Annotated in this window: 24 protein-coding genes and 1 tRNA gene; 14 read left to right on the top strand and 11 right to left on the bottom strand. The window is 37.6% G+C overall.

The window, feature by feature from the left end; translation table 11 throughout:
• Positions 1–175: 175 nt before the first annotated feature.
• The 4 genes from HDC90_RS23790 to HDC90_RS23775 all read left to right on the top strand — a co-directional run bounded on the left by HDC90_RS23790 (position 176) and on the right by HDC90_RS23775 (position 2244).
• A complete protein-coding gene (locus HDC90_RS23790; protein WP_184470931.1) occupies positions 176–385 on the top strand; it encodes a hypothetical protein in 210 nt (69 codons plus the stop codon).
• A gap of 26 nt (positions 386–411) precedes the next feature.
• Positions 412–876, top strand: coding sequence for a hypothetical protein (locus HDC90_RS23785; protein ID WP_184470929.1), 465 nt, complete (start codon positions 412–414; stop codon positions 874–876).
• 345 nt (positions 877–1221) lie between these two features.
• Entirely contained in the window at positions 1222–1554 is a 333-nt protein-coding gene (locus tag HDC90_RS23780; RefSeq protein ID WP_184470928.1) for a hypothetical protein, read from the top strand.
• Between the two features lie 616 nt (positions 1555–2170).
• Positions 2171–2244 (top strand) — tRNA-Asp (locus HDC90_RS23775).
• A 200-nt stretch (positions 2245–2444) separates the two neighbouring features.
• On the opposite strand, the gene HDC90_RS23770 is transcribed toward HDC90_RS23775, so the two are convergent.
• The 7 genes from HDC90_RS23770 to HDC90_RS23740 form a co-directional block, all read right to left on the bottom strand.
• Positions 2445–3017, bottom strand: coding sequence for an ester cyclase (locus HDC90_RS23770; protein ID WP_184470926.1), 573 nt, complete (start codon positions 3015–3017; stop codon positions 2445–2447).
• Positions 3018–3053: 36 nt separating this feature from the next.
• The gene (locus tag HDC90_RS23765) at positions 3054–3821 is read right to left on the bottom strand and encodes a nuclear transport factor 2 family protein (RefSeq protein WP_221451940.1); all 768 of its coding nucleotides are present in this window, start codon (positions 3819–3821) and stop codon (positions 3054–3056) included.
• Positions 3822–4191: 370 nt separating this feature from the next.
• Entirely contained in the window at positions 4192–5061 is an 870-nt protein-coding gene (locus HDC90_RS23760; RefSeq protein ID WP_221451939.1) for an AraC family transcriptional regulator, read from the bottom strand.
• A gap of 1093 nt (positions 5062–6154) precedes the next feature.
• On the bottom strand, positions 6155–6913 hold the full coding sequence (locus tag HDC90_RS23755; protein WP_184470920.1) for an SDR family NAD(P)-dependent oxidoreductase: 759 nt from the start codon (positions 6911–6913) through the stop codon (positions 6155–6157).
• Positions 6914–7315: 402 nt separating this feature from the next.
• On the bottom strand, positions 7316–7900 hold the full coding sequence (locus HDC90_RS23750) for a Crp/Fnr family transcriptional regulator (protein WP_184470918.1): 585 nt from the start codon (positions 7898–7900) through the stop codon (positions 7316–7318).
• A 601-nt stretch (positions 7901–8501) separates the two neighbouring features.
• Complete coding sequence (locus tag HDC90_RS23745) at positions 8502–9026, bottom strand: hypothetical protein (RefSeq protein ID WP_184470916.1); 525 nt, start codon at positions 9024–9026, stop codon at positions 8502–8504.
• Between the two features lie 118 nt (positions 9027–9144).
• The gene (locus HDC90_RS23740; RefSeq protein ID WP_184470914.1) at positions 9145–9912 is read right to left on the bottom strand and encodes a glycoside hydrolase family 11 protein; all 768 of its coding nucleotides are present in this window, start codon (positions 9910–9912) and stop codon (positions 9145–9147) included.
• Between the two features lie 252 nt (positions 9913–10164).
• On the opposite strand from HDC90_RS23740, the gene HDC90_RS23735 reads away from it, so the two are divergent.
• Positions 10165–10578 carry a hypothetical protein gene (locus HDC90_RS23735; protein WP_184470912.1) on the top strand — a complete coding sequence of 138 codons (414 nt, stop codon included), beginning with the start codon at positions 10165–10167 and terminating at the stop codon, positions 10576–10578.
• Between the two features lie 137 nt (positions 10579–10715).
• Here HDC90_RS23735 and HDC90_RS23730 read toward each other — a convergent pair whose 3' ends face one another.
• Positions 10716–11858, bottom strand: a complete 1143-nt coding sequence (locus tag HDC90_RS23730) for a hypothetical protein (RefSeq protein WP_184470910.1) — start codon at positions 11856–11858, stop codon at positions 10716–10718.
• A 20-nt stretch (positions 11859–11878) separates the two neighbouring features.
• On the bottom strand, positions 11879–12772 hold the full coding sequence (locus tag HDC90_RS23725; RefSeq protein WP_184470908.1) for a TssN family type VI secretion system protein: 894 nt from the start codon (positions 12770–12772) through the stop codon (positions 11879–11881).
• A 116-nt stretch (positions 12773–12888) separates the two neighbouring features.
• Here HDC90_RS23725 and HDC90_RS23720 point away from each other — a divergent pair, with 116 nt between their 5' ends.
• Positions 12889–13827: a type VI secretion system baseplate subunit TssG gene (locus HDC90_RS23720; RefSeq protein WP_184470906.1), complete on the top strand. Its 939-nt coding sequence runs from the start codon at positions 12889–12891 to the stop codon at positions 13825–13827.
• A gap of 640 nt (positions 13828–14467) precedes the next feature.
• Here the strand turns inward: HDC90_RS23720 and HDC90_RS23715 are convergent.
• Positions 14468–16333 (bottom strand): type VI secretion system baseplate subunit TssF, encoded by a 1866-nt coding sequence (locus tag HDC90_RS23715; RefSeq protein WP_184470904.1) that lies wholly within the window; start codon positions 16331–16333, stop codon positions 14468–14470.
• Positions 16334–16359: 26 nt separating this feature from the next.
• A complete protein-coding gene (locus HDC90_RS23710; RefSeq protein ID WP_184470902.1) occupies positions 16360–16794 on the bottom strand; it encodes a GPW/gp25 family protein in 435 nt (144 codons plus the stop codon).
• Positions 16795–16973: 179 nt separating this feature from the next.
• Here HDC90_RS23710 and tssO (HDC90_RS23705) point away from each other — a divergent pair, with 179 nt between their 5' ends.
• From tssO (HDC90_RS23705) to HDC90_RS23670, 8 genes are all read left to right on the top strand, one after another.
• Positions 16974–17495: a type VI secretion system TssO gene (gene tssO / locus HDC90_RS23705; protein ID WP_184470900.1), complete on the top strand. Its 522-nt coding sequence runs from the start codon at positions 16974–16976 to the stop codon at positions 17493–17495.
• A gap of 9 nt (positions 17496–17504) precedes the next feature.
• The gene (tssO, locus tag HDC90_RS23700; protein WP_184470898.1) at positions 17505–17990 is read left to right on the top strand and encodes a type VI secretion system TssO; all 486 of its coding nucleotides are present in this window, start codon (positions 17505–17507) and stop codon (positions 17988–17990) included.
• 30 nt (positions 17991–18020) lie between these two features.
• Entirely contained in the window at positions 18021–19001 is a 981-nt protein-coding gene (locus tag HDC90_RS23695) for a PKD domain-containing protein (RefSeq protein WP_184470896.1), read from the top strand.
• 41 nt (positions 19002–19042) lie between these two features.
• A complete protein-coding gene (tssR, locus tag HDC90_RS23690; RefSeq protein ID WP_184470894.1) occupies positions 19043–21418 on the top strand; it encodes a type VI secretion system protein TssR in 2376 nt (791 codons plus the stop codon).
• Positions 21419–21422: 4 nt separating this feature from the next.
• On the top strand, positions 21423–23939 hold the full coding sequence (locus HDC90_RS23685) for an ATP-dependent Clp protease ATP-binding subunit (protein ID WP_184470892.1): 2517 nt from the start codon (positions 21423–21425) through the stop codon (positions 23937–23939).
• Positions 23940–23995: 56 nt separating this feature from the next.
• On the top strand, positions 23996–24442 hold the full coding sequence (locus HDC90_RS23680) for a hypothetical protein (protein WP_167296068.1): 447 nt from the start codon (positions 23996–23998) through the stop codon (positions 24440–24442).
• A gap of 18 nt (positions 24443–24460) precedes the next feature.
• Complete coding sequence (locus tag HDC90_RS23675) at positions 24461–25849, top strand: DUF5458 family protein (RefSeq protein ID WP_184470890.1); 1389 nt, start codon at positions 24461–24463, stop codon at positions 25847–25849.
• 122 nt (positions 25850–25971) lie between these two features.
• Positions 25972–26544, top strand: coding sequence for an NAD(P)H-dependent oxidoreductase (locus HDC90_RS23670; protein WP_184470888.1), 573 nt, complete (start codon positions 25972–25974; stop codon positions 26542–26544).
• The last annotated feature ends 399 nt before the right edge of the window (positions 26545–26943 follow it).

Here is a 26943-nt window from a genome sequence, read left to right as displayed (position 1 = left end):
ATCAAAGCTTTTAGGGCAACCTCAAGAGGTGTAAGGGATATTAAATTCTTCTTATTCAGATTGTCGAAAATATATGCTTAAAAAAACATCCCCCCAACTTTTCCGCTTGATCCGAAAAGTTGGGGGGAATAAAATAATTTGTTTCTTTGTGGTATTACAACAATTATAACTTCCCTTGAATCAAGCCGAACAAACCCTTGTCAGTTTTTTATTACCAGAAGGTATTCTGGGTTATACTTATCCTGCGGAAGGTGGTTTCATTGAAAACAATATTTATACTGATGAAGCTGGAGATAGGTGGTTACTGATTTTTGTGAAAATGCTGGGGAAGTTGAATTTGATGGTGGTGTTGGAAGTGGAGCAAGGTGGGCAGCTTTTAAATTAGGTCGTTAAAAATTGTTTTCAAAATAAATGCATAAATTTTTCTTTTATTTTTTTTGTGGCTTGCTGTTGGTAGGAGGATATTTTTCAACAACAATAATGGCCATATTTTCAGATAGTCATAATTCAAATCTGACACGCAAAAACTTGACAGGATCTTGGATTTTAGTTTCCCATAATCAGTATGCTAAAACTGCTTTTATGGGGGGCGATGGAAATCCTTTTTCATTTAATAAATATTTTTTATTTACAAAGGGTACTTTTTTTCCAAAACAATATAAGATTAAATACATCTCTTATATTGTAAATGGAAAATTGATTGAGAATCAAGCGGCAATTATTTTGTCAAATAGTAAGAGATATGATGAATGGATGGGGAATGGTTATGCCATTTCAAGTCTCAGCCCCGATACACTTAAATTGGTTCCGACATACATGATTATTGGGAGTGCAAAACCAAGCGTTTATACATTTAAAAAAGTTAATGAAAGGTAGGATGACAAAAGGAGTTTTGATGGCGAAGATAAATAAGTCCGTTTATGCATTTATACTTGCGGCGTTTTTTTAGGGTGCTCAAATAAGAGCAAATTTTCTAAAGAGCTTGAAGGAAAGTGGTATGGACAAAGACAGGCATTAGGAAGTACTTATCAAATTGCAACGGCAAAAGTTTTAGAACAAGAACAGAGCCAGTTTCCTAAAAATGAACAGGTAAATCTTATTTTTAGGGGTGATCGGCTAATGATGGAACCCCGCGATATGGAAAATACAATTGTTGATTCTGCTAAATATAGAGTGAGTGATGACAGTATCTTAACCGCGGGCCATTATAAAACAAAGATTATGAAAATAACGAAGGATTGTTTTTTGGAAACATCGGCTATACTTTCATTCAGTATGAATATCTCCAATATAGGAACAAAAATGAACTATAGTATGACAGGAGTATCTTTATTTCTACCGGCAAAACTTGACATTGGAACAGCCGTAACCATGAACCCAAATGAAGACTGTAGTTTAGCAATAGCTATGGATTTTCAGAAATTATTGGTGCCAACACAGCCCATTCTAGACCAAAATGACAACCTTCTTAAGGGCAAAGACCCCAATAGATCAGTGCCGGCTGGTATCATTGGATCTTTTAATATGTCCCTAACTGTTTTCCGGAAGAAATAAAAGAGATAGCCATCTCCACAGGAATTGAATTTAAATATAAAGATGCGTTGGCACTACCTGCAGGATACAACTACCAGAATCCAGAAAAAGGGGATAGTAAATACTTCACTATTGGAGTTGGACTCAAGTATAATATTTTCTCTTGATTTTGCTTATCTGGCAGGGACAACCAATATCAGTCCTTTGGCAAACACTCTAAGATTTGGATTACAGGTCAGGTTTGGGAATAAAAGTAAATGGTAATATGTTACGAACAGAATTTTTATATCCTATTGATATGAAACTTCAATACTAATGGGATGATTTGAGTACTAACCGTAGTATTACAACGGTTTGATTTTGCAGTATTAGTGCGAAGCGGGTGTTAGTACATTAATTTACAGGTGGTTATTAGTATGGCTTCGAGTCCCGTCCATTCCGTAATAAAAGCCTTAACTTGTAAAAGTTGAGGCTTTTTTGTTTAATAACTCCTTTGATTAAAATATTTAGAATGAGGTTCAGGGTGTTACGTAATTATTGATTAAAAAGTCGATTACTATAGTGATAAACTGAATATAGTCTCTATATTTGCAATCCCGAAAGGGGAAAGAGGTTCAGACTTTAAAGAAGAACAAAAGGAGTGGTAGTTCAGCTGGTTAGAATGCCTGCCTGTCACGCAGGAGGTCGCGGGTTCGAGTCCCGTCCATTCCGCAACAAAAGCCTTAGTTTGAAAAAGCTAAGGCTTTTTTGTTTTTATAGGTTGCGGAAACAATCCCGCTTGATCTAAACCAGCGCAGAATAAAGATCTTGAGCGTAAAACTTCCTTTAATGTTTCACCTTTGGGCGCATTAAAAACAAAAAGCTACCGAAGTAGCTTTTGTCGACTAATATGCATTAATTAATTGTATTACTTATTGACCTACACCAATTTGTTTCATGAATGACTGATTATCCCAGAATAAATATTCTTCGATCATTTTGCCGTCCTTCCAATGACCTACAGTATTCATAAGCAACTTGAATTTTTTACCTGTGGGTGGAATGCTTTTCCCATTTCCTATTGGCATAGGCTTGGAAAACGTACCTTCCATTTCACCTATTACTGATGTCCATTCACCTGTTCCAAACTTGACAGGATGTGATGTAATTTTTGTGTCTGGAGCAAATACAAACATTGGCTTTAACATATTAATGTGGTCAGGAGATAAACCTGTAGTTACAGTGCCGTCAGGGTAGTGGACTTTAATATTTTCGTCGTGACTAATGGCAAGGCTGTCCCATTGTTGATTACTATAAAATTGAAAGTCGAGACTATCAAACCTTCTTAATCGCTCCTTTACTAATTGGTCATTGTTTCCTATGGTGCCAACATCAGTTTTTGCTACACTCGTATTGTTTGAAGGCTGCTTATTATTATTGCAAGCATTGAGTATTAAACTAAATGTAATGGCTGTAAACAATAAAAGAAATGCTATATTTTTCATGTGCTTAATTTTTGATGAGAAAACATTTTTAGGTGATTAAAATCCAAACTTCCCGTTGTTATTCTTCCATTGCTGTTTAGCAGGGATTTCTTCGATAGTGTCCCAATGTTCCGCAATCTTATCATTCTCTACTCTGAATAGGTCATAAAAAGAAGAATGCTTACCGCCCAGGTGACCTTCGCTTACAACCAGTACAAAGTTTCCTTCACCTAATACTTTATGAATCTGGTCGTACTTCATGGTTATACCTGCTTTTGCCATCTCACCCAATGCTTTGGCCAATCCGGAAAGCTGGTCAGGAATTTGGGGATTGTGCTGAATGTAGTTATCTCCATTGAAGTACCCCGCTAACTTTTCCATTCTGCCGTTCACTAAAATGTCATCTACAAAATTTCTTACCAATGTTTTGTTGGTTTCGGTTTTATCCAAATCAATTACTTCTTTTGTTCCGTCTGCCATGGTGTGACCACTTGGATTAGGACCTGCGGTTGTTTGTAGATTATCCCAATGCTCAACGATTTTACCGTCTTCAAATTTGAAAATGTCAAAACCAATCTTGGGACCAAAGAAATCGTAATCGGTGTGTACAAATACATAATCACCTTCTTCAAATACCCTCACGGTGTTTACTTTGGCTGAACCTTTCGGCAGTTGCTGAAGCAATTTACCAAAGCCTGCTAAACCATCTTCTACACCTAAATTGTGCTGGGTGTATTTGTTTGGATTAATGATAGCCGCCGGTTCGGCTGCACCTGTCTCAATTGCTTTTAAGAGGTTAACGACCTCCTGTTTTTTTGTGCTCATAGTTGTATTTTTTACTGGTGATGTGTTTTTTATTTTAGGTGAACATGATGCAAAGCCTATTACTGTTGCCATTGCTAAGAATGTTATTTTCATCTTTTCTTTATATTAATGTTTGTTTTTGAATAGTGATTAGAAATCCTGCCCTTGACGGATAACAGGGCATATTTGAATAGTAAACATGAACTAATTTCCAGGATGCTTTTTCTTTGGATTGCCCGTACCGCTTTATCAGTGATAAAAACACTTGTAATAAGCAGGGAAAGAATACCTTTTTCATTTTGCCTCTTTGTTTGTTGACAAGTACAAAATTCACTTATTAAAAGGTGTAAAGAAAGGTAGAAAGGGGACGAAGAATGATACTTTTGGGAACTTACCGGATAAAATAGGCTTCTCTGAATTCAATGGGTGTCTTTTCTGTATGCTTTCGGAAGTATTTGATAAAATTGGTAGGCTCCTCAAAGCCCAGATCGTATCCAACTTCTTTAATGGAACGATTGGTGTGTATCAGTAAACGTTTTGCTTCCAGCATAACCCTTTCATTAATGATGGTCTTTGGCGACTTATCCATTGTTTTGGTAGTGGCAGCGGTTAACCGCTTTTCTGAAACATTCATTTGCGAAGCGTATCCGCTTACTGATTTAAGTGTTTTGAATTGTGCAGCAAGCAAGTCTCTAAATAGAACGGTGTAATCGAGGTCAGCACTTTTGGTTAACTCCTTGAAGCCTTGTTTTCTTCTTTCTCTTTCTGACAATAAAAGCAAATTGTGAAGCAGATTATGTAAAAGATCGTAATGGTACGAGTCATTGTCTTTTGTCAACTCTGTTTCAATGGCACCAAAGATGGTTTGTAAAGAAGCATTTGTTTTTACTCCAATGACTGGAATATCTAAAAAGTCGTTGAAGAGAATAGTGCTATGCAGGTATTTCGCATCTTCTGCCGTTTTATTAAAGAAACTGCCGGTAAATAGTAAAAGTTTGCCTTCGTGCTTGTGTTGACAATCAAAAGTCTGCACCCGGTCCTTGTTAACAAAGAGGAATGAGCCTGCCGTCACTTTCACTGGCGCAAAGTCGACCAGATATTCAGCCGTTCCTTTCTGTACCCAAAAAATGTGATAGAACTCTGCCCTGTGTGGATTGGAGATGGTTTCGTAATGCTTTGAAACCGTGTCTGCAATGGAAATCACTTCGATTTCCAAAGGAAGTCCCGCTTTAAACTTCACCTGTCTAATAGTCGATTTCATTGGCAAAAATTCTTGTTTCCAACTAAGTTTAGAGATAAGTAAGTCTTCAGATGATACAACATAATACCTTTCCCTAATTTTCTATTCCTGAAAGTATGCAAGGGATATTTGATTCTTTGAGTATATCAGTTTTTTTTAGATAAAAACAGCTAATTAAATAATTGACTTGCAATATATTGAATAAAATGATCATTTGCCATTGTCGCTAAACACTTCATCACTTTTTAAATTTTATTTCTACCACGTTTTTCTGAAGAAGATCAGGAGCAAGTCTTTGAGGAAAGGAGGCTTTAATCAATGCTGTAAAAACACTATTGCAGATTGAGGAGTTAGCGGACGATAAAGATTTACAATACAAATATGTGCTTGAATGTAATAATCCTAAATGCATTTTACTTTGTGAAAATATTGACTTTCTGAAGCGTCCGACATTAGCCAGGTCTAATAATATAGAGTTATGGTATGCTGGGGGGGGAAAAACGTGAACAAACTGGACTATTCTGATCCAAGAGGATTGCCCATTTATTATTCCTGTAATTGGGATTTTGATGGTCTATTTATTATTTATCCATTGGTGAAAAAAAGATACCCACAATTCAACTTCTAACACCAAACGGCACTCCGAAAGATATCGACCAAACTGAGCATAATAGCAAATGGATTATTAACGGACAAAATATAGACTCTTTGTTAAGCCACGACCAAATGAAACTTATAAAAGAGTTAGTTCTAAATAATCAATGGATTATAGAAGAGTCAAATGATTTGATTGAAATGATTAAATAAACTTATTTATGCGCTTTACCTCGACGTCATTATGATCTAAGTGTAAAAGGGTATCAATGTCGTTTTTAGTTAGCTGTTCAATGCTGAGACAATTTCATAAAGTGCTTTAGGGCCCTTACTATTGCTAATCAAAAACCTGATAACCACTTGCTAAAATGGAGTGGCTGCGGCTTTGCCGATATGTCTTGCTCCAATGATGCCTTTAGCTTCATAATTTATAACTTAAAGGAAACTTATTGAATAATTTAATGAAACGGGCTCAGGAAATAGTCCGTTTCATTAAACTATGTTTTTCAGATATTATGATTTAAAAACCATACATACCACCCGATACAGAAAGTTGCTCTCCTGTAATCCAGGCTGCATCATCAGAAGCTAGAAATACTGCAGCTTTCGCAATATCTGCAGGCTGTCCTCTGCGTCCAAGTGGTGTTTTTTCGATAAACATCTTCTCATACTCACTACCGACAGTAACACCCGCACTGGCTGCCCCCTCTGTTTCCGTAGCACCTGGCAAAATAGAATTAATGCGAACGTTTTTTGCGCCCAGTTCTTTCGATAAGGCAATGGTGAAGGCATCTAATGCGGCCTTCGTTGCTGAGTATAAGGAGGCATTCGGAAGTGGGTATTTACTGGCACCAGAACTGATATTGATGATGTTTCCACCCTTTTCGCCGAAAAGTTTAAGCGCCGCCTGTATAGTCAAGATTGGTCCTAAAACGTTGACATTGAAACTTTGGTGGAAATCTCCTGCCGAAATAAGTTCAATCGGTGCATATCCCTGAGACACTGCGTTATTTACCAAAATGTCCAGTGTTCCGAAAGCACCCTTAGTTTCTTTAAACAACCTGGTTACATCAGCTTCTTTTGATACATCGGCCTGGATCGCAATGGCTTTACCGCCATTATCGGTTATGGTTTTAACCACTTTGTCTGCCCCTTCTTTGCTGGAAGCATAATTTACAACAACTTTTGCGCCTGCTGCCGCAAAGTGTTTGGCAATAGCTGCACCTATTCCTTTTGAAGCTCCGGTAACTACTGCTACCTTGTTTTCTAATTTACTCATGATTTTCTATTTTTAATTACATTTAGGCCTTTCAGTTTTTCGTTCTGAAATACATGCAAAGATCCTGCATCGTTACGAACTGCATGCTGGCATGCATCATTAAATACACATGATAAATGTCAGCTCAAAGTGATGAGCTAAATCAAGAAAATACAGTAACTATTTATAAAATAGCCACCTATGGCAGAATCTAAAATTAAAAATGCAGGATGCTAGAAGATCAAATGAGCATTAATTCCATAGTAAAGCACTTTTTTCATCTGGGGAGAAGATAAAAAATTTGGCATAAACCAAATTCGGACTTTGGTTAAGCATGTTTTTATGTTAGGGTGAAGAGGATCCTGGCGATTCATTTAACAGGTCCATTTGTAGTGATAGTGAAGCCTGAAATAGTTAAGGGGGTCATTTTAAAATGTTTTTCTTTATTCGGCTCAAAGTTTCAGAAGATAGACCTAGATAAGAAGCAATCATATTTTGTGAGAACCGCTGTAGAAAATGAGGGTAATTGCTGACCAATTCTTCGTAGCGCTCTTCAGCTGAATAGTTAATGGCCTGCATTCTTTTTTGGGCCGCAATGGTGTTGTTTTGACTGATCACGTTTGACATCGCTGAAAAGGCAGGGATATGCTTCAGAAATTCTTCAATTTCCGCATGGGTTGTTTGCAGGACCTCTAGTTCCTCCAGTGCTTCAATGTTAAACCGGCTAGGCGTTAATCGATAAAAGCTTTCGAAATCTGTCAGCCACCAATTTTCAACAGATAATTTCAGTATATGTTCATGTCCTTTTTCATCAACCGTAAAAGTCTTAGCAGATCCTTTTACAATATACCCGATATATTTGCACACGTCTCCTTCCTGTAAAAAGTATTGTCTTTTTCGAAGTTTTCTGGGTTTGAAGTGCGCCGTCAACAAATGCTCATCATCTTCCGATAGCAGTTTGCCTGATATTTTTTGAATATAATCGAAAAATGCTTCAAAATAGGACATTGTAAAAGTATATAATTATTAATTATACGCAATATACTTAAGCCGGCCAAAAGACCGAAATTATTTAGATGCATTGCCTCAGGATACTTCAATGCCACGTGTCACATTCTCTTTTTGGGTAATTTGAGTGAAGTCCGAAAAGTTCCTGCTTCGAGCACTTTTGAATTAGCCTGTCATTTTATAAGGCTAAATAGCAGGTGTTCGATAATATCCCTTACACTATTTATTCAGAAATGAACTACAATTTTGGCCTCCTACTTTTTTTCTTTTTTATCAGATGCATTTGTAATCCTTTTTCGAAGCCTATTTCTTTTTTTTCAACCATGCATTCTCCATTGTTTTGCATGAATTTTGGTCATTGATAAACAATGAAGGGGGGCTAGGGGTTTGATTGTAGCCCGTTCAGCCCGCGAAAATAGATTTAAATTTAACGAAAAGCCTGTAAATTAAATCTTTACAGGCTTTTTTATTTTTTGGAGATACAAATTATCATTTTTCACAAGGAAAAGATGTGCAATTCGATGAGTACATTAAACGGTATGAATGTTTACCGATTACAACTTAATAGTTGTTTTAAGCTGCTTCGATCATTAGACATTTTTTACCTGTTTGCTGATTTCTTTTTTAACAGTTCTTCGTATGCAGGTCCCTCACGTTTTTCCATACCATCAGAAATTTTTATTCCGGCTTTCTCAAACTCGCTGACTAATCTTTTATCGAAATCAGCAATGTATGATGCAAATAATAAAGAATCTTTTTGTTCAGGAATTGTTTTAAAAGGAATATGTGGTTCTTTAAACCTGTGCAAAACGGCTTGGGTACTATCATTTCCTTCTAAAAGAATAGAGTCACCGTAGTTGGTAATCTTAGCTACATAATCTTTGGTAAGGTATTTTAAGGAATCATTTTCTACTTTATAAGGAAGCTTGAACCGGCCAACTTTCTGATTATAGAAAACTACATATAGCGAATCAATATCAAATTCGCTATATCCATTTGCCATGGAAAAGCGATGCCATTTTCCGATCAGTGATTTTTTATTTCCGCCTATGTTTTTAGGATTTGGCGAATCACAGGCGGAAAGGATAAAAATAAAAAAAGCAAAAAAATAAAGTATGGATCTCATGATAACAAGTTGTTTGAAATTAAAAGCTTTTTAATCCAGGCAGGGTGATCAGAATTACCTGCAATAAATACTGCCCGGCTTATTGCCAGGCAGTAATGTGATTGGTTTAAACAAATGTTTACTGTGCCCAAATGGTACAGTTAATGTTGCCATTCGTATTAGTACCCCATGTTTCCGAAACCATAATTGCAGGAATATTTAATTGGCCAAGCGTATATCCGTAGCTTTGCCATTTGTTGTAATGGTTGGCAAAAGTAATGGTGTGATTTTGTCCGGTAGATGTTTTTGTAACTCTCGAGCTGTAAATCTGCCTGAAACCGTCGCCTCCGTCTATATTTTTGCCTGTCATCCATCTGGTCCATACATTATAACCTGCGCCATCGGTTTCAAATGTCCCCAGGTAAGTACCGGTATGAGGCGAAACTGCCCCCCAGGTTTCATTCACATAATACTCATAATAAGGGCTTCTGCTCCATCCGTACCAGCCAAAAGTACCACCTCCTGAGTTTGAATAAATGCCCAGATTATACCCTATTGTATAGGTTGGCGACCCTACTGAATAACCTTTGCCACAAGTAAAATTACCGTTAAACCCGTTCCAGTTAACGCTGTAATTTCCGCCGTTACCATTGGCATAATTAACTGTGCCGGTTGCGCCATCGCTCTTCCAAAGCGACCAAAAGAAGCCATTATGTGTACCCGATTGGTACGATTCTACCGTGGCGACGGCTTTGGCAGATGGAGGCGGGGCAGTAACTGCCTCGGGTGCCATTTTTTCGTCTTTTTTACAGCCTGTTAAACATGAGGCGCCTGCAAACACTAAGGTTGCAGCCACAACAAAGGTAACCTTCCTGGTTACACCTGTCGGTGAATGGTGTTTTTTCATATAATATATATTGGTTAGGGAAGCAAAATAACTGTATTTAGATCTGGGATATGGCTAATAATCAGCAAATTTGTTATACAAATGTTTATACGATAATTGTATACTTTATTTTATACTGATGTAGTCGTTCGTCTTATTTGAAACCAGATTGGTGTTCATTAATAGCCCAATCCTATAGGATTTGGATCATTCATAATTTTCCTTGTAGCGTTTCAATCAGTTTTGTCGTTTCTCATTCAAAACCGGAAAACAATGAAAAAAATAATACTGCTATTCATGACGATTGCCTTGCTTTCGTGCAAAAAAAATAAAACTTCTGATTGTGGGGACAAGATCTGCACTGAAGAATTTGCCTCGATAATGTTAAAATTTGTAGATAATAAAGGCGCTGGCGTTGAAGTAAAAGATTTCAATGTAATCAACCAAAGAACAGGCGAGCGGGTAACAGCTAATTCGAGTATTTATACAAATACCATAAAAGGCGTATTTATTATTGTTGATGATAATAATAAACTTGGTCTGTCAGAACAGGGAGATGATCTGAAAATCACTGGCACCTCTGTAGAAACCAAGCAAACCAAATCTGTTGTAATTAAAGTAAGTGGAGGCAAGTGTGCTTGTCACATCGATAAAATTTCAGGCCCGCAACAGATTGCTTTCGATTAAATCTGTTAGCATGTTCAAAACCTACAGCCTTAACCTTAGTTGAGGCTTTTTTGTTCAATAAAATTATATTAACAAAAAAACTGTACCGCCAATTAAGTGGTACAGCTTCATTATAAAATTTACTCCGAGAAATAATTTTAATCCAGCAATGTCCAGGTTTTTCTGGCCTGTACCTGCTGTACAACCTGTTGCTCGGCAACCACAATATTTTCTTTGCGCTGGCCGATGTATTCTAGTCCACTTAATTTATTCCAGAGTGCTACTAATACATTCATAAATTCACTGGCCATTAACATACTGTTATTAATTTGTTTATGATCGTAAACCAGTTCGATGGTTTTGGCCAAAAGCTCTTCAAAGTTTCCAGGGGTTACATCTTTCCACTCGTAAAAATACTTTAACAGTTCTTCTCTTTCGCGTGGATCAATCAGTTTAATGGCCGTAAAAAATATGTGTGCCAAACTGGAGAAATAACCAACTAAAACCGCTGGCGATTCGCGGTGTGCAATGTTTCTGTATTCGTAAAATAAACCTGCAATATAATCTACAATTTTCTCTGAGATTAAACGGATGTTTTTGCCCAATGGCGTAATGTTGTCCCTACCTCCGGTTTTATCAATAATTTTAAAAGCCGCAAGCTGTAAATCATTTAATAAGACACTGAACGATTCATAATATCTGATCAGCGCAGGATGGCTCGTTATGGTAGCGCTTGGCGGTATGTAATTGTTGTTGATTGTTAATCTTCCATTTTCGTAGTAAACCTGTCCAATGGTGAGGAAATAGCTATCGGCTGATTGCGTGCTTACTTCACTTTCAGGTAAAACAGCAATAGAATAGCTTTTTGCCAGCTCAGGATAACGGATTGGGCTTTCTTCGGGGTTTGGTGTGCCTGTTGGGATACGGTTAAATGGACTTACCACCAATAAAATAACGTAGTTACGGGGTTCTGATTGGCCAAAATAATGGTTGTGAACCAGCGTATCCATCATATGATCTGACTGTACAATATCGATATGACAGCCTTCTGGAGTTACAGCGTTACAGTACCTTACCCTAACTTCGATGTGATTTGTGGCTTTTTCGATAATCTCAATATCATGCGAACTTTTGTAGCCCGTAAATGGCGGTAAGAATCCGTAATTGCTATTGTTTAAATGTATAGATACGGCATCCCGAACAAAATCCTGTAAATAGAGGTCACTAACTGTAAAGTGATCACTAGAAAGTTTCATGCCATTAATCCAGTTGATGGATTTATATTTTAGCGGCTTTATCATGGTAAATGTTTTTATATAGGTTAGATAAAGATAGCACTTTCTCCAACTTCATTAGGCTTATTTACATTTTCTGAAACACGTTTAGCGTAAATCGTCATTTTTTCGGTAATGCCGTTTTCAATGATGTCCAAATCAGGATCAATAAAAATATTCCGTTTAAAAAAGGAGGTCTTAATAAAGAAAATCCATTTATAGTTCTCCATGTCATCACCTCTAAATTCTACCGGACTTTTGGCGAACTTTAAATTGTAATCATCAATAAACTTATGGAACCAGATACCGAAGTTCATATTTTCTACAGCTTTTACTTTTACTTTTAAAGGTTCAGGATCACTGCTTTTTTTGTACAGTTCTAGCTCCAATACCAGTAAACGGTTAAAATCTACGTGGTCCATATTAATGTCTAGTGGCGTATCAGGATACCTCCAGATTTTGTAAATTTCTGAAGGAATACCAAGCAACGAAACATAAGCCCACCAAAAAATAAGCGGAACAAAAAAGCAAGTGATGCTGCCTGCGCCAAACCAGCCGAAATTCACGGAGCTTAACCAGTTAAAGGCCAGCTGAAATAAATAGGCAGCTAAAATAGCCGAAATTAAAGTGGCGAAAAAGATAAAAACCTTGCGTTCCAGCACATCTTTAGGATAGTGTTTTGTCAACAGATAAACAAATATGCTACCCATTAAAAGATAAAAAATACAGCAAATAATATAACCCCAGGGCATGAAATTGAAGTTCAGAAACCCTAAGAAACCTGGAGCGGCTAAAATAATACCGATGAGCAGAACACTTACAATAAGTCTTTTGTTATTAAGAAACTGATTCTTTTTATTGATAATAGAAAGAATGGTCGTTGATACGATGAAGATCAACGGAAATAAGAGAAAGCGAATAAAAAATGATTTGACGTCCATTAATTTTGATAGATGTGATGTACTACAAATATAGTATCTTTAGTATTTGATTATAATCCTATTTTTTTCGATAATAAAAATTTAACCTATAACAAATAAGCAAGCTTAAAGTTTAAATGAAAAAAGAAACTTTGATTAATAACGAACTCTTTACAGATTACAAGGCGGTGGCTCATGCCGCCGACTTAATAGAGCGTAAGGTGATAGATGCCGATCGTATTGAGATTATCCCTATAGGGCCTGATAAGCGCGCTTTTGCAAAGGATATTGAAAATACAACTACCTACTATACAGAAAAAAGAAGGCACGATCGTATCCGCATCAATACCAATAGAGAGAGTTTGTATGATATGCTGCCTGAAGGGCTTTTTCATAGGCCGCCAACAGGCAGTGCCGGCATGGATGAAGAATCGATGATTAAGGATATCAGGGATAGGAGAGAAGAAGAAAAACACGCCAGGTTGTTTTTTACTCCATTCGATGCTGAAATTAATCATGTAAGGATCATGACCGAGCTTTATGAAAACAGGCTCGATAAAAAAACTACCTATTCGGATTTAAGGCAGATATTCGAATTCGGCTGGGATGAGTTTAACTTATTGAATAAAGAACAGAGTATTATTTGGATGCACTTGTTGCCCGAAATACAACAAAAAAGAAATGACATTGCTTTTGTATCTAAAGTGCTTACCGCCTTATTTAATTTGCCCATAAATCTTGTTGATACCACTGCCAACATTAGTCCTTTAAAAATTGCAGATGAACTGCAGATGCAGCTTGGTGCCAGCGCCCTGGGGATTGATACCATTATTGGCGATAGTTTTATGCCAGAGCATGAGGCCTATAACGTTAATGTTGGACCCACTACACCACAAGAATTGATTGGCTTTATTCCAGGCCAAAAGAACAGGGCTATTTTGGATATGGCGATGAGTTACCTGATGCCGCTTGATGCGGAAATAAATGTTGATTTGCTTACCGCGACCGATTATCAGGAAACAGTGTTAAATACAGATGGAGAAAGCGCTTACTTAGGGTATACGGTATATATTTAATTGGTAACCTGAGTTCGATTAATATTTACATGTTGTATTCAATTTTCGACATTTTTCCTAACGCAATCGTCATGCTGAACTTGTTTCAGCATCCTTCCAGCTAGATAGGCCCTGAAATAAATTACCTTCGGTGAGCTCGCTTAAGGCTCGGTTTAATCGTAGCTTTTTGCTTCGCTACAGGGTGACGATACTGCGTTAAAATACCTTCTGAAGATCTTTAAATGTTTTTTATTAATCGAATGCAGGTTATTTGGAAATGAGCGCTTTGTGGTTCTTGGCAATTACAGCCCCGCTTTTCGCTTTATCCCGATGAAAAAATCGGGATGTTCGCTGCAATACGGGTTTAGAAACCAAGGTTTTTGCACCCTGCAACCCAACAAATGGAATACTATTGTGGCCACCTAGCCCCGGCTGAAGCGATACCCTGCAGCAACGAGGCAGCGAAGCGTAAAAGCGGAAGACGGGAAGAAACTTATGGTCTTGTAGAGGTCTTGCGCTCCAAATGTGAAAACTATTTATTCTGAATTCAATAATTAAGCTGCTGAACATGAAATAGCGTACTTCACGCAACCTCAAACCAGCCCCTGGTTCGCTATGACGACTTTTTATTTATCCCTAATCCTATAACGGTTTACAAAGCTTAAATCATTTTATATACTGTTGGCTTTAATAATAAGCGGTAATGAACATTCATGGTGCTCCTTAGGTTTAATTTGGCCAAGGTAAGGCCAAGCAGTTCTTCCCAGTCCTGCACAGTGAGTTGCAGGTTATCTGCAGGCTCAATTATAACATCAGTGGTTTTAATAAAGCCGGCATTGGGTTTATTATCCATCACAATGCCTTTGGCCAGGGTAATGCCCTTTAACTTGTTGCCCAGTTCGTAACGGCAAAAGTTAATCACATCTGCCTTGGTAATAATCCGGTCTGCAGTAGTTAGCCCATACTTATAAGCCTGAACCCTGTTGGTTGCATTCAATCTCGACCGTCCGCCTTTTGTTTGGCTTAATAAAAAGATGCTTTCTGCATTTACCTTATTGTTATCGTATACCACTAAACGGCTGCCGGCATTAATATGGTTAGCCTCTTCAGCTTGTGTAACCCAAATATCTAAAAACAGGATATCGGCATCATCAATCGGTTTTAATACAATATAGCTTGGTAATTCTTTGATGTCTTTTAATGCCGAGCGACTTTTCTGTTCAATAAGGGCGATATTCTGCTCTAAATTTTTAAGCACAGTGCTTAAAAAATCGGGGCCATAGGCAGAAAAAGAAGCCTTCTCATCTCTGAGCAGTTCAAACAGATAATCGACCAGTTCTTTTGCATTTCTGGTATCGAAGCGCTCAGTGCCTCCATACCTGATTGAGAATGAACCATCGCCCTTATCGTTCTCATTGGTGTATGGAATTTCGTTATAACTTTTGCCTTTATTATCTTTCAGGTTTTCTACAGCCAGCATTTGGTCCATAGCTTCAGTTTTAATCGGGATGATATTATTCATCGTTTTAAGCCGGTGTTTGATCTGGCTTAACTTTTTATTTACCACCGGAAATGCATTGATGTAGATATGAAGCTCATTCAACATTTCCTGATTGATGGCTGCAGGAAAAACCACTTTAAGCCACTTTACTTTTTCATCAATCTGGTTTAAGCTTGCCGGTTGAAAAATTTTTGCAAAAGCAGCCGGCAGCTCCTTACTTTCATCAATATTAAAATCATTAAGATCGCCAAGGGTAATAAACCTGTTGCTGTAAAACTGGAGCACATCAGCCTTAATCAGATTAAGCAACTGTTTGTGCTGAAAGGGCGCTTCGTGTTTACCGGTTAATGGCTCATCCATAAAACGTTCGGTATAGGCACTAAGCTCATTATCTTTATAGAACCATTTTCCTAAGGATAACAGATCGTAAGTGTTATCTGGTACCGAATAGTTTTTCCAATCAAAAAATAAATTTAGTTTATTAAAATCCATCCAGTTTTTTATCCCATTAAAACCAATGTAAATGGTGTTTTTTTCTATTGCTGATCCGGGTAATGTATTTAAAATGGGCTGTTTGCTTAATTGTTCTACATTAAAAAGGGTAGTTCCGGTTGCGATATATTTTATCGTAGCATTTTGAACTTTTACATGGTGCAGCGGGCTGAAGAAAATGTCTATTTTTTTTGCCTTATCATTTTCTTGCTGGATATTTTTCTTAAAAGCGAACTGTGTATATGGAGAAAGGTAATCTTCGTATTCAATTGGCCTGGCTTGGACAATGGCGTGCGCAGGTAACGATGAGGTTAAATGATCGGGAGCTAAAATGCGGCTAATCTTATCAAAAATTCTATTCTCAAGATTTTTAACGTCATTGGCCACATTAAAAAGCTCGTTACTTAAGGCCTCGATAATTAATTTTACAAGCGGATCAAAATCATTACTATCCTTAACGTTCCAAAAGTCTTCGGCATTTTTTAAAATTCTGTTCCGGATCTCATCTTTTGATGAATAAAAAACTGGTTTCATGTGTAGAATATTTTGGGCGTTTTAGATTAAGTTGATAGCGGACTGAGAAATAAAGCGGTGTTGAAAAAATATTTTTCTCCTGTAGTTTTTATTAATGCCCTAACACTAATATCTACCTTTTTTTTGATCTCGGTTATCTTACGTAGTGGGTATACATTTTCTACTTCAGTAATACGGACCTCTACCTCGGTATTATATATCCGAAATTCATTACTGGTTATGGATTTTAGCAACGATTTGCGGAATTTTTCCTCCCAAATGCTCTCGCTCACAATTAACTCAAAATCCAGATCCCATATTTCACATCCAAAATCATGATGGAATCTATGTTCTCCAAACCGGGTAAAAATAATCAGTTCAATGTGGTTGGAAATCGATTTTCCGAGGTCTGTTGCCTGTAGGCCAGCACCTGAAAATATAGCGTTAAATCTGAAGGGTTTGTTGAAAAAATTTTCAGACATGGATGTTTGGCTTAAAGTTTGTTAAAAGTAAAATAAATAAAACCGTTTTAATAACCAAACAACAAATATTAAAAATTGTTATAGTATAATGTTAATTTGAAAAGGTTTGTGCGATTGTTAGTGAGGTTGATTGTCGGATTAATTATTAGGCTATTGCTATGTGAAACTATTAAATCTTTATGAAACCCATTAACGCTACCGAAATTAGGAATTCATACACGAAGTTTATTTTAAACTTTGTTTTCCTAACACTCTTCTCTATTCTTTGCATTTATCTCTTTTTCGCAGCTTCTGATTACGAGTATACGCTACTCGATAAAAAAGTAAAAGAAACCGAAAAATTATCCTATTTGCGGAAAGATATCAATACCAATTTCGACCTCATTTTAGTCCGTTTTAAAGAACTTGCCCAATACCGTGATTATAACGCAAATGAAATGAGCAAACAGAGCATTTTGCTTGGCGATATTCAAACGGCCAACAACAGGATAAAAGATTTAATTACCAGAAAAAACGAAGCTAGCCCGAGTTTCGATCTGTACGGAAAACTAAATAACAATGTTGGCGCAATGGCCGATTTACAAGATTCTCTTATTAAATCGAGAGGTGATATTCAAAGATATAAAGAACAAATAAACGACTGCCATCGTGCAAACCAATCAGCAGCTAACAAAATTAGAAACGGTAGGTTCGGCCGATAATTAAAGATTATGATAAAACTTAGCATAAAAGAAAGACGGGAACAATTCTTGTTTTTTTTAGCCCTATTTGTTTTTACTGTCGGGCTTTTAAGCTTTGGCATTTTTTACAGTGGTACATCCCGGTACGAAATTTCTAAAGAAGAACTTGAAGTTAAGATCCGTGAAAATGATGCCTTTGAAAATATGGTGAAAGAAACCATGCCTACCGTTGATACTACTTTTAAACAGATTACACGCTATAACCCAAATGTACAGGCGGTATTTTTAAAGAATGATATTCAGCTTTCATTAGGCTCTATTAAAGCTGCGTTTGATCGAAAAGCATCAGATTCGAGGTATAAAATCTTCGTTCAAACCGCGCAACTGTACGACAGGTTATTTTACGATAGACAAGAACAAAATAGAAATATTACAGATATTGAACTGCACAAAAGGCAATTAGACGACTGTATTACCAACAGGCGTCAGCTGCAGCAAACCATATCTGCAAGATAAACATCCCACAACCTATAAAAAACGCTACCTATGTCTGACACAAACACCAAGCAAGTTAACTCAAATTCGCAAGGCTACGTTATCCTTTACATCCTTTTGGCTGTACTGCTTTTAACAGGCCTCATTTTTTTATTTAAAAGCTCTTTGTTCGAAAAAAGAGCCATTGATGCAAGAATCCTCAAAGATGAAATTTATTTAAACGAGGATTTAGTTTTTACTGATAATACACCTAAAGCCACTAAATGGTTATGGGAATTCGGTAATGGCGAAAAAGCGACTACAAAAACCGGCTCTTACCATTACACTAAGCCCGATACTTATATTGTACGTTTAACGGTAGATGGCGAACTGCGTCAGGAATTTCCAATAACCGTGCGCGATACTGTAAAAGCAGCAGTTGTCGATAGCGTACTCACCATAAGCGGGCCAACTGCCGGTCTGGTTAACGAAGAGATCAGGCTAGAGGGCGATGGAGAAGGAAAAGATTTCGAATGGTCTTTCGGAGAAACCGGCCGTGTAGATGTTAAGGGAAAAACCGCTTTGTACACCTACCGTGCACCCGGGAAATATGTGGTACGCCTTCGATCGGATAAAGCACGTAAACCAGCTTTTTTAAATATCCTGATTACCGATCCTAATGCCGAAATAGTGGAAGATCTGGTTGCACCCGGAGATGGGGAACGTAAAACCATTGATGATATCAGGGCCCGCTTACAGGCCATTGCAAATGGTGCAGATTTTAACTCCAACTATTATTATCTCATTAACAAATACATGTGCAACAACGAAAAAGTAACTGTAAATGTGGAGATGAACGGGAAGAAAAAGCAGACTGATATTTACTCTTATTGCATGGGCTTAACTTTTGGTGGCGAAATTGCCGTTGATGAAGCGCAGTTAACTATTAAGCCAAATTCTACCTGCGCCAGTTTGTTAAACATTAAACAACATTCGGGAACAGTCCAGCCTGCAGCAACCGCAACTACCGATGCTCCGGCAAAAACAAAATAGATTAACATCTGAACCTAATTTTAAAGCTCATCTACAATATTATGAAAAAATATTATGCCTTATTCATCCTATTTTTAGGAATATCGTTTGCCTATGCACAATCACCGGCATCCTTTGGGAAAAAAGTGAAATACATGCCCAAATCGTATGAAAAGCCAGCCGAAACTATAAACGTTAATGATAATACCAGTAGCAGCAGTTTACCCTGGATTGTTTTTTCAGACCGCGAAGACAACTATACCACCACTGCTCCAGGTGGAAGCCTGATTATGAAAAAAATAAGCTTCATGGAGCCTTTTTATGTTTCAAAGGAAGAAAACGGTTATCTGAAACTGATCAAGTATAAAGCAGGAATGATCAGAGGAAGAAAAATTAACGATAAAAAGAGCGCCATCAGTTACGGCTGGATAGCAAAATCTAAACTCCTTTTGTGGCAACGTGCCTTTTCTAACCAAAAAACAGGTTACGCCGAAAAAGCTATTGGCATTGTAAACGGTAAAAATGCACTAACGGAGCCAAAGTTTTATTTTGATACGACCGATTCCATTTTGGTTTACAACACGCCCGAACTTAAAGATAGGCGCACCAAAGTAAGGTTGCATGAAATTGCTTATATCTACAAAAAATCAGAAGATGGCAAAAAATATCTGATCGGTTCTGATGATCAGTTGGTGGCTGATACAGCTTTAAAAAGTATTTATGGATGGGTTTCTGCCGAGGCAGTGCACAGTTGGGGAGATAGGCTTTATATTACGTCTGTTAAACCCGGTAATTACGATAACGATGATTCTACCTCAACAGCTATTAAAAATGGAATAAACAGTGGAACAGCTTTCGTGGTAGATCCTTTATTGCCGAGAGAAAACCTGATTTTAAGAAGCGTTCCTGTCGTTTCTGATGATGCCGGTGCGTACGCTGTGGGCATAGCTGCCGATGTTTACAATAAAAAAGATAACAAAATATTAACCATTAACGGTTCAGCACTTTCTTATCAGGATTATGTGAATCTGCGTAAAAATAAGAATAAGGTTAATGTTGTTTTTGTGGTTGATGGTGGAAGCCCGATGACGAAGTATCTTTCCGGAATGACCAATACCATCGCTTCTTTTGAAAACATAATGGGCGATTTTGGTAAAGGGACTAAAGTAAATTATGGTGGTGTAGTATACCGTGGCGAAACCGGATGCTCACTGCAGGGGATTTTTGTTAGCCCGATTCAGGATGATTACCGTAAGTTAATGACTTTCCTGTCTAACCAGGCAAAAAATACGTTGAGGTGTAACGGCGAAATTGCCGAAGAACCTGTATTTGCAGCATTAAAGGCCGGATTAAATTTGTTTAAAACGAAAAAGAACGAAACCAATTTAATTGTTTTGGTTGGTAGTACGGGTAACGTTGGTGGTACCAATAATTACCTGATTAACGAACTGAGTGAGCAGGTTGCACTTGCCGATGCCCGGATTTTAGCACTACAAGTTTATAGCGATTTTAACCAATCATTTAATGATTTTGTAATTCAGTCGAGAAAACTGGTTTCAGAATCAGCTATCCGCGCTGCCGAATATAGAAAAAATACCATGGTTAAAGGAGAAGGCTTAAAAAGCTTCCAGCCTTATAATACCAGCCTACAGGATTCAATTTCTTATTATTTAGATTACCCTAAAAACAGTTTAATACAAGGTGGGGTGGTTTTTCCAACTAAAGGTTCGGTAAATTCGAACCAGAGCATGACCATTGCTTTACGCCGTTTTGTAAAAGAAACCAGCATGGATATTTACAATCAGATCAGTTCTTTGGATAGCGCATTCCGTTTAACGGGTATATCACGCAAAAACTTATCCGCTGATGTAGAAGGGTTATTACCTGCACCCGTTGGCGTAGAAGTAGCCGACCGCATGCCACATAATGCCTTTAAATATTACAGCACGGCTAACCTATCAGCCGATATTGTAAAAAACAACCGTTCTACACTACAGTACGCCATTGTATTAAATAATATGGAATACAAGCAAATTGTAGATGTTTTTTCAATTATGTTGGGGCAAAACCTACAGGCAGATCAGTCTTCTTTCAGAAGCAAACTGGTTAAAAACTATGTTAAAATGCCTAAACAACTGTTGGGGATGAAAGTATCTTCAGGAGATATTAAAGCAATGACCTTGACCAGCTACATCAAACTGGTAACAGGTTTACCTTTAAATAACGAGTTTTTGTCAAAATATACTGTAAACGATTTAAAAAGCACCTCTAGAATGCCTCTCGATCAGTTCGAGAACTATATCAAGATGTTAAATCAATCAGTACAGCAGATTAAAAGAGCGACACAGATTGAACAACAATTTGTATCAAACGGAAAAATATATTACTACATCACCGAAAATAATTTTAACCCGGCAGTTTTGCCTACAACCAACTAAGGCTATGGCAATTACAAATTTAAGCGAATCGGTTAAAACAGCCTTACATATTGCGCAGTCGTTAGCCAAAGAATACAGAAACGAAACATTTTCTGCAGCTCATTTGCTCAAAGGCTTAATGCATAAAGATGTTGGTTTACGGTCGTTTATCACTTCAATTGGGAAGGATGAAGAATACATTAGTGAGTGGGCAGAAGTTCGGATAGATGAACAGACCAAATCTGCGAGCTTTAGCGATTCTGTTAGTGGCGCTCCAGAAATTGCCGTTATTTTTGAAGAAGCTGATAATGTTCGCATTAAATTAGGGTTGGATTTAATTACGCCTGTATGTGTGTTAACTGCATTGGCTAAACCTGGAATCGGTTTTCAGCCCGATCAGTTAAAATCTTTCCCAATAAAGGAACGCGAAATTTTAGACCTTTATGTAAAGGATGAAGAAATTTCGAGAGCTGTTTCTCCAGGTCAGGCAGCTTCGTCTGCAGAAAATAAAAGTACCGGCAACGCACTATATAAATATTGTATAGACCGGTTACAGATGGTTCGCGATGGTAAAACCGATCCGATAATCGGTCGGGATAAAGAAACCAGGATGATGATGGAAATCCTTTGCCGCCGCACCAAGCCAAACGTAATTCTTACTGGCGATGCCGGTGTAGGTAAAACGGCGCTTGTTGATGGATTTGCCATTGATATTGTAAACCAGAATGTGCCAGAAAGCCTTAAACCTGTACAGCTTTTTGAGTTGGATCTGGGCGCTTTAATAGCAGGAGCATCTTACAAAGGAGAGATCGAAGACCGCTTAAAAAACATCATCAAAGAAATAAAGCAGTTCGAAAAAGCAGTACTCTTTATTGATGAGATCCATACGTTATTAGATAGCAAGGGCCCATTGGGTGCCGGAATTGGCAATTTGTTAAAGCCAGAACTTGCCCGGGGCGAAATCACCGTAATTGGTGCAACCACTATTGACGAATACCGTAAAATTATCGAGCCTGAACAGGCTTTTAGCAGGCGCTTCGAAGTGCTTCAGGTAAATGAACCGAATGAAGAAAGCACGATAAAAATGTTGCAAAAACTGGCGGTAAAATATGAAGAACACCATATTTTAACCATCGAACCCGATGCGTTAGGCGAATGCGTGCGTTTAGCCAAGCGGTATATGAAAGATAGACGTCTCCCTGATTCTGCTTTCGATTTGCTGGATAGAACTATGGCGGCAATGAAAATGATGAATGACACTTCCGATCAGGTAATTGAAAGTTTGGAAGCTGATCTGGAAGCACTAAATGCCAATACTGAACAGCCGGAGACAGCAAAATTTGCCGATTATAAATGGCTTTTCTCTTTGCTTCAAAATAAATTGAGTCCGGTTTTGTTGGGAAGGTTAACCGACGAAACGCAAACAGATGCTTTCGAAACGGCGGATGAATATCAGGGTTATATCAACAGCAGCCTGCAGGAATTAAAAAAATATGCTGCAGAAAAAAGCGATCGCATTACCAAACAGGACATCGCTTCCATTGTGGCCTATAAAACAGGCATTCCAATGGGGAAACTTCAAGCTGGAGAAAAAGAAAAACTGCTTAATATGGAGCAGTATCTAAAAAAACGGGTTGTAGGGCAAGATCAGGCACTTAAAGCGGTTTCTGATGCGATATTGGAATCGCGCAGTGGCTTAAATAAAAAAGGACAACCGATTGGATCTTTCTTTTTACTGGGACCAACCGGAACAGGTAAAACCGAACTGGCCAAATCAATAGCCGATTTTCTGTTTAATGATGAAAAGGCCATGATAAGGTTCGATATGTCTGAATTTAAAGAAGAACACAGCGCGGCATTGCTTTATGGAGCGCCTCCAGGTTATGTGGGCTATGAAGAAGGCGGTTTGTTAGTGAACAAAATCAGGCAACAGCCTTATTCGGTGTTGTTGTTTGATGAAATTGAAAAAGCACACCCTTCTGTTTTCGATACTTTTTTGCAGATTTTGGATGAAGGCCATATGCATGACCGGTTAGGGAAAGAGGGCGATTTTAGCAATTCGCTGATTCTTTTTACCTCGAATATCGGCAGCGAATGGATCGCAGAACAAATCAATAAGGGTGTTATTCCGGCATCGAACCAATTGATGGAGGTAATGGCCGGACATTTCCGCCCCGAGTTTTTAGCCCGGATTTCTGAAATTGTTCCATTTGCACCGATTAATGAAAGTAATGTGGTACGCATCTTTGAAATTCAGCTGAGTAGTTTGGTGCAGTCGCTGAACAAAATGGGTATCGATTTTGAAATAGCAGATGATGCCAAGAAAATGATTGCATTAGACGGTTTTACCCCAAAATATGGAGCAAGACAGCTATCTGCAGTGATCAGAAATCTTTTGCGCAGGCCAATTTCGAAATACATCATTTCTGGCGAACTTAAAAAAGGATCAAAGATCCAGGTAAGTAAACATCCCGAAGAAGATACATTGAAATGGGATATTATTCAACCAGAAGTTGTTACATTGGAACAAAAATTGAGCTAAAACGTTAACTATTATATTATTAGAAAAAATTAATCGTAAATCTAAATCTACATACTATGTTTAATTATGAAATTGGCGGTAATGAGCGAAAAATCGATACCTCAGAAGCTTTCGCAGAAATTGCCCATAACAAGACGCTTTTTGTACAAAAACTTACCGATAATGATCCCATCAAACCAGAAAAGGTAGAAGGATTAAAAACGGTAAAAGAGGTATTTGAACATTACAAACCAAATGTGAAGGTTGCTTTCGAAAAGCAGGACGGATCTACCGTTGGCGAAACGCTAAGCTTTAACGATCTGGGCGATTTCGGTGTGAAAAACATAATCAACCAAAGCAACTACCTCACTAATGTTAATATCGAGAGGGAAATGTCTCTGAATGTAATTAAACAGTTAAAATCAAACAAAACCTTAAAAGCTACGCTTGATGATGAAGAAACTAAAGCAGCCTTCATAAGTGCTTTAAAGAACTTTGTTGATGAACTGGAGCAAAATAAATAATCTAAACGCTGAGAAAACATGTCAAATCCTCAAGAATTAAAAACAGACCAAAATACAGCTCAGGCAGGTTTTAAACCCGCTGAAGGCAAAACCATAGCAAAAACATCGCTTAAAGATAACTTAGAAAAACTGGCCAGGGTTGGTGGTTTCGATCTGTTAGAAGCAACTGTTGACGGACTTCAGAATTTAAACCCTGAAAGAAAAGCCAGAAAGCAGATTTTTTTAACTGGCGATGAAAAGAAGAAAGAACGCGAAGAGCTTAAAAAGAAAATTCAGCTTTGGATAGATGTACTCGAGTCTTCCACCTCTGTTGCAGATATGGTTGAAAAAAGCACTGAAAAACTGAACGCCGCAGAAGAAAACTTAAATAAAAACATTGGTACAGCGCTCGAAAGTACCAGAGAACTGGAGCAGGCTTATAGATCGGTGCATTTATTCTATAAAAATACTGAGTCTGACAAGCTGAAAAATGTGGTGCTGTTAAATGCATCGATGGATCAGATTAAAGATCTCGATAATCCTCGTTTTATCGAATATGTTGATGATGAATTAAAGCAGAATTACGATCGGTTAGATCTTCGTAAAAACTATTCGTTAATGGTTGTTCCGGGTTATATGGGCTCTAATAAAGTATTAGAAAGATGGGCCAAAATAGCACATAACAATAAAGCGATGCTGGTAACAGATTTTGCCGATTTAGATCAGCCTGACGATGTACTTGATTTATTTACCGCTGCTAATTTTACTGGTGGCGATGCATTTAGATCGAACGTTATCATGACCTGTAACTGGCTGGTAGGTCGTGGTAAGGTAGCAGAAGTGGGCGAGGAAGATGATCTTACCGTTCCTGGATCGGCCGCTCTTGCAGGTAAAATGTATTACACACTAATGTCGCAGGTTACCGCAGGTAAAAAACATGGGGCTATAAATGAAGTAGATGGTGTTAAATTCGATTTAAAGAAAAGTGAAATCTCTCATTTAGAACGTGTAGGTTTAGTGCCAATGGTTAATGAATACGGTAAAGTAATGGCTTTTTCAGCTAAAACCTTGTTCAATGGCGATAATATTGGTTTGCAGACTTATTCAGTGGTTCGTGTATTCGATTACATTACCAAAGTATTGTTTGATTTCTTAAACAGAAGAGCTTTCGAAAACTGGACTTCTAAAACAGAACAGGATTTACGCGGTCAGATTGTTAAATTTTTGGATGGTATCCAGGGAGCAGATCGTTTAATCGAAAGATTTAAGATTATGCGTTTCGAAAGAGATGAACTTCAAAAAGACAGAATCCACCTGGATATCCACATTACGCCGTATTTTCCGGCTAAAAGCTTTGTAGTAAAACTAGACGGCCATAAGGGCGAAGACGAGAATACGACCTGGAATACAGAGTACAACCAGCAATAGTTTTTGATTACTGAAATAAAAACCCAGCCTTAGCGTTGGGTTTTTTTATGGGTTATGCATAACACTTAACAAATTCTTTATAATTTTGTAATGCATCGACCAGATCAGATTAATCAAAAAAAATGAAGCAAGTACTTATCCTGAATGGGGATATTGAAAAAAACGCATCGACAAATTTCCTGATTAACGCATATAAGCAAGGTGCTGAAGGTGCTGGTGCAACTGTAAGAGAGTTGGCCATCATCGACCTCATATTCAACTCGAACAAACAATTCAATAATAGGCAAATTTCCGAGTTAGAACCCGATCTGCAAAAAGCTTTAACTGCAATTAGGCAAAGTAACCACGTGGTGCTTTTCTGCCCGGTATATGTAGACCATATTCCTGCAAAGATTAAAGGCTTTTTTGATCGTTTATTTCTACCTGACCAAATTTTTACTACTCAGCAGCAAAACGTAAACAATAATTTTAGTGGCCGTTCGGCACGGATTGTGTCTATTTTAGATGAGGCAACTTTTAAAGAATGGAAAGCAAATAAGAAAACAACTTACCTCTCTATTAAAAAAGTTGTTTTTGAGAAATGCAGAATGAGCCCCGTGCTCACCAATACCATTGGCGAATTACACTCTCTTGAAAATCATTATAGCCAAAAATGGGTAGCTAAAATGGAAAAATTTGGTGCGCAGCTAATTTAATACTCAAGTTAACGAGAATTTTTTTACGAAATTTTTTGTCCAAAAATGCTACATATTGGGTAATATCACTACAGTTATGTAGGTTATTCGCTAGTATGCTGTATCTATAACGCTAAAAATCTCTTAAAACTTTTCCACACCTTTTCCACAATAATAATTCGTTTAACTAATCGTTTAGTGCGATTTTGGGATTTTACCAGCATTTCTAAAACAGTATTATTCTCTATAGCTGAGCTATATATACAATAATTGGCTTAATATTTGGTTTATAATTAGTGTAGCGGAGGCTACACTAAATTAATTATTTAACCTTTAAATTTTAAAACTATGGCTTTCAAAGCTAGATTAAATTTTTCGGGCAAGGAGTACGATGTGCTTCACTGTGCCTATGCGTTAAAC

It is taken from the genome of Pedobacter sp. AK013, from assembly GCF_014205835.1.
Lineage (GTDB): Bacteria > Bacteroidota > Bacteroidia > Sphingobacteriales > Sphingobacteriaceae > Pedobacter.
The sequence above is the reverse complement of the archived record's forward strand: the minus strand, read 5'-3'. Positions and strand labels throughout refer to the sequence as shown.